A 4030-nucleotide genomic window follows, 5' to 3' on the forward strand; every position below is an offset into this window, starting at 1 on the left:
CCACTCCCCACTCCCCACTCCCCATTTGACTAACTAAACTGCTGGGCATAAAACCGCGCATAGCGATGCTCTAGGGCTAATAATTCTTCATGGGTTCCCGATTCAACAATTTGTCCTTGTTCGAGGACTAAAATACGATCGCACCTCCTAACTGTCGATAAACGGTGAGCAATAATAAATACTGTCCGTTTTTCCATCAATCTTTCCAGCGCTTCCTGTACCAGTGCTTCTGACTCAGAATCTAATGCTGATGTCGCCTCATCCAGAATCAAGATTTGGGGATTGAGGAGAACAGCACGAGCGATCGCAATTCTTTGTCTTTGTCCCCCAGATAAGTTTACCCCACGTTCGCCCACCCAAGTCTGATAACCTTCTGGCAGTTGGCTGATAAACTGATGGGCATTAGCAATTTTTGCCGCCTCTTTAACTGCTTCCATGTCAAAAACATCTTGTCCAAAGGCGATATTTTGGGCAATTGTCCCCGAAAACATGATGGTTTCTTGGGGAACAATCCCAATTTGTCGCCGCAGACTATGCAGCTTGACATCTCGAATATCAACACCGTCAATGAAGATTTGCCCAACTTCGGGATCGTAAAAACGGGGGAGGAGATTTACAAATGTGGTTTTACCAGCACCAGAAGCACCCACAAGTGCGATCGCTTCACCTGGAGATACTAATAAACTGATATCTTTTAAGACAGGTTCACCTGGTTTATAGGCGAAGGAAATATGACGATATTCTACTTGACCGTTGACTGGAGGTAGAGCGATCGCATGTGCTTTTTCGATCACCGTTGGCTGAATTGCCATCAATTCAAAAACGCGGTCAACAGATGCTTCACCCTGCTTAAATTCGTTGTAATTATTCGTTGTGTGACCAATAGGGTCAATTAACAGCGCCGCCGCCGCCAAATAGCTGAAAAAATCCGCCACTGTTAAGTTATCTTGGGAAATTTGCCACGCTCCCACAATGAGTAACGATAACGCACTTAAGGCTTCTAGAAATCCGATGATCGGAATTTGAATTGCTTTGAGGCGTTCGGCTGAGTATTTGGCTTTGAGACTGCGTTCTGCTTCATAGCCAAAGCGGGCGATTTCGTAATTTTCGGCAGCAAAAGCTTGTACCAAACGAATACCGTTAAAAACTTCTGAGAGGATGGCTGATAAACCCGACACACGATTTTGACTTTTTAAGGAATACTTGCGTAACCGTTCACCAAACCAGCCGATTAAAATACCCATCAACGGTGCAACTATCACTGTTGCTAATGTCAGTTGCCAATTTAGGTAAATCATGTAAATCGGAATTGCCACCAGTTGCAAAATGCAGGGAATAAAGTCGTGAAATCCTTTATTTACTACTTCGCCAACCCGGTCAACATCTTCTGTAAGGCGGTAAGATAAATCACCTGCTTTTGCCGTTTCAAAATAGCTGAGATTCAGCTTTTGAAGATGGGCGTAGACTTGCTGGCGGAGATGAAAAGCAACTCTCAAAGCAGCTTTTGCCATGTACATATCTTGTATAGACTGAAACAAGCCTCTGACAAGAAAGACTAAGGCACAGCTACCAGTTATTTGAGCGATCGCTACTACATTACCTTGTGCAAAGGGAGTTGCCAATTTCCCGGCGAGATTTATCAGCACTAATGTTGCCAGTACGTATCCTAAAATGCCAACAAGTCCTCTAGTGATGGTTTGCCACTGGAGTCGGATGTAAGGCAGCAGTAGCCAGTAATTAGAACGGGTTTTCAATCTGTAACGTCCACAACGATGTTGCCTCGTTCCCCTGCTCCGACTGGGAATGCCTAACGGAAGGGCTGCCGCCTCAAGACTTGCGGCAGAGCCGCAATGAGCAAGCATTTCTAGCCAGAGGCTAGAAACGAGGTTTTAAAGGGATTTTAGCTTAAGTTGACACCAATGCTCCACCATACACCCCACAACAGCATAACCACTAATGGCAGCAGTCCTCCTAGCAATTGCACTGATAAAAACCAGACTTTATACCAAGCAGCTAATGGTAAAGGCAGGGTATAGGGCTTTGTGTGTTTGCCTCGTTGCCTCGTTCCCAGTCTCCGACTGGGAATGCCTAACGGAAGGGCTGCCGCCTCAAGACTTGCGGCAGAGCCGCAATGAGCAAGCATTTCTAGCCAGAGGCTAGAAACGAGGTTAAAAAATGTGGCAATTACGAAAAAGACAAGGTTTTTTAGGAACAAATAAAGGTTGATGTTGAAGGAAGTCATTCTTGTTAAGTAGTATTTTTGCTATTTAACTAACTCAATGTTAATTTTACTTCTATAGTAAGATGCCAATAACAAAGCTATAAAGCTATGGTACACTAACGAAACTGTTGCCTAATTCACACCACTATTTTGATTAATCAAGACTCCGAAAACCTCCTAAATACTCATTTGGAAAAAGCTTCAGATGAAGGCTATAAATTTAGTTGGTTTGATTGGTTTTGTTTTTGGTATCCTCCAGGCTGGCTGATTTTATTTAACCGTCACTGGCAGCACTATTATACCGATCCAGATGGTTGGAATTGGATAGAATATGGATTGTTTTTAATTCCTGGCGGATTTTATCTGGCGCTACTGAGTCGCTGGTTGCGTCTTGGCTTTCGTTTACCACGAAAAGAAGTTGGTGAATTTGATCCTAAGTATCAACAAGCTTTTAGCGAAGAAGTTCTTAGCCCCATTGTGAAATATTATTTTCGTGGAGAATTACAGCAAGTCAAAAACTTGCCGCAAACAGGGCCATTGATTGTGGCAATGAATCATGCAGGGATGTGTTTTCCTTGGGACTTTTTGACCTTGGGTTATCTATTAAGTGAAGCCAGAGGATGGGAAATGCAACCCCTAGCAAGTACAGCATTATTTGAGCATCCTTTGGTGATTTGGTGGCTACCACCTAAATGGTCACAGGTTTTAGGTGGTGTGCGAGCCGAATTAAATGATTTTGAGGCAGCGATGGCTACGCCAACGCCAAGGGCGATCGCCCAAGGTAAAATTCTCTTATATGCACCCGAAGGTATGCGCGGGCCTCTGAAAGGTTGGAGAAGACGCTATCAACTAGAAAAGTTTGATGTCAGCTTTATTCAGTTGAGCGATCGCTATAATATTCCCATTCTGCCAGTTGTTTGTATTGGTAGTGAATCTTTGCATCCTTGGACTGTTAATTTAAAAAAATTGCAACAGCTAGTCAAGTTACCATTCTTGCCTTTTTCGCCTTTGATGTTTGGCTTATTTCTGTTTCCCTCAATGGGAGTTTGGGCAATGAAAACTCGTCTGCGTTACTTTATTCAGCCTTTAGAACCAGCAGAATTAGACACCTACTCAAACAAAGGACGTACAGCAGTTTATCAACAGGCGCAACAATTACGAGAAAAATTGCAACTTCAAATTAATCAGTTTTTAGGTAAATTCTAATAGTACAAGCTTAAATTCTTTGATGACAACAGGTTTTCGGTGTGGTTCAATTAAATGAAAACTACTGTAAGTTTGTAATGAATTTATGCTAACTGTAACACTGACGGCTGTTGCTACTGCGTAGGCGTAGCCCGTCGTAGACATCGCAACTACACTTTGGACTAAAGCACAGGAGAAAATTGGCGAAAACATTGGTGATGCTACATGGACGCTAGGTGGCAAGTTAATAGAAAAGCTCCGACAGAAGAATAAGTCATTTGGGCATGATGCTTTTCTTGAAAACGCAAGAGCAAGAAACCTTCTCCAAGACAAATAAGACTACCTTGCTTGGGATGAGTGGGAAGCGACTAACGAAAAAATGGCATCTAATATTTGCTAATTGTTATAACCCGCAAGTTGCTAACAGAGTACTACAAGTAAAATAATATGAGTCTCTTTTTTTTTGAAAAGCCACAGTGCCAGGTATCGGAAACGTAGAAACCGCAATACTTCGTGGAAAATGAGTTGTTTGTGAATCTTCACAATTTTCTGTAAGCCTTATATGTTACAGTTTACAAGTCTGGACGCGAGAGAAGAACAAACCAAAACACAACCCCCCACCCC

Annotated in this window: 4 protein-coding genes; 1 reads left to right on the forward strand and 3 read right to left on the reverse strand. The window is 42.8% G+C overall.

Annotation, left to right across the window (positions count from 1 at the left end; all coding sequences use genetic code 11):
• Positions 1-29: 29 nt before the first annotated feature.
• A complete protein-coding gene (locus F8S12_RS12720; protein WP_196516642.1) occupies positions 30-1754 on the reverse strand; it encodes an ABC transporter ATP-binding protein in 1725 nt (574 codons plus the stop codon).
• Positions 1755-1900: 146 nt separating this feature from the next.
• Complete coding sequence (locus F8S12_RS12725; protein ID WP_196516639.1) at positions 1901-2242, reverse strand: hypothetical protein; 342 nt, start codon at positions 2240-2242, stop codon at positions 1901-1903.
• A 129-nt stretch (positions 2243-2371) separates the two neighbouring features.
• Between F8S12_RS12725 and F8S12_RS12730 the strand changes: the two genes are divergently transcribed.
• On the forward strand, positions 2372-3427 hold the full coding sequence (locus F8S12_RS12730) for a 1-acyl-sn-glycerol-3-phosphate acyltransferase (protein WP_196516640.1): 1056 nt from the start codon (positions 2372-2374) through the stop codon (positions 3425-3427).
• Here the strand turns inward: F8S12_RS12730 and F8S12_RS12735 are convergent.
• Complete coding sequence (locus tag F8S12_RS12735) at positions 3413-3619, reverse strand: hypothetical protein (RefSeq protein WP_196516641.1); 207 nt, start codon at positions 3617-3619, stop codon at positions 3413-3415. The two genes, F8S12_RS12730 and F8S12_RS12735, sit on opposite strands and share 15 nt — an antisense overlap.
• Positions 3620-4030: the final 411 nt, after the last annotated feature.

This window comes from Nostoc sp. WHI (genome assembly GCF_015714725.1).
GTDB lineage: Bacteria > Cyanobacteriota > Cyanobacteriia > Cyanobacteriales > Nostocaceae > Nostoc.

Bases quoted from the DNA above. Each gene is read 5' to 3' on its own strand.
- F8S12_RS12725 (WP_196516639.1), bottom strand. From the start codon at position 2,242: ATGACTTCCTTCAACATCAACCTTTATTTGTTCCTAAAAAACCTTGTC.
- F8S12_RS12735 (WP_196516641.1), bottom strand. From the start codon at position 3,619: ATGTTTTCGCCAATTTTCTCCTGTGCTTTAGTCCAAAGTGTAGTTGCG.